The organism is Pseudomonas putida (genome assembly GCF_004357765.1).
Taxonomy (GTDB): domain Bacteria; phylum Pseudomonadota; class Gammaproteobacteria; order Pseudomonadales; family Pseudomonadaceae; genus Aquipseudomonas; species Aquipseudomonas putida_U.
This window is the reverse complement of record NZ_SMTE01000159.1, coordinates 1-500: the sequence shown is the minus strand read 5'-3', so window position 1 is coordinate 500 and position 500 is coordinate 1. Positions and strand designations below refer to the sequence as shown.

Genomic DNA, 500 nt, shown 5'->3' with positions numbered 1-500 from the left:
GGGCCGTCAGGCGCTTCTTGAAAGACTCAAGATCCCGGCGCAACCAGATCGAGCGCACACCGGACGGCGAAACGAAAATGCCCCGCTTGCGCAATTCGTTGGAAACCCGAACTTGACCATATGCCGGCTGCTCCAGAGCGAAGGCAGCAACGGCGTCTTCAATGGCCGAATCGACGCGGTTGCGCAGATTCGGCTTCTTGCGGTTTGCATCGATCAACGCCTCAACGCCGCCAGCTTCAACGGCGGATTGATAGCGATAGAAAGTATCTCGGGAAAAGCCCATCACCTTGCAGGCACGGGACACATTGCCGAGCTCGGCCGCCAGATTCAGCAGGCCAACCTTGTGTTTGATGACATTCTGAGGAACACTACCCATGGGGTTACTCCTTGGCGCTTGCGCGCTGGTTTAATAAAGATTCGCACCTCTATCAAACCGGGTAACCCCACCTCTTGGCAAGGCATTACTGTCAGATCAAGTCGGAACTACTACACATAAGGGC

At 55.6% G+C, this 500-nt stretch carries 1 protein-coding gene; it reads right to left on the bottom strand.

Annotated elements, in window-relative coordinates:
- Positions 1–376: helix-turn-helix domain-containing protein (locus E2H86_RS25885; protein ID WP_133332304.1), on the bottom strand; the 376-nt coding region annotated here is incomplete at its 3' end.
- Positions 377–500 lie beyond the last annotated feature (124 nt).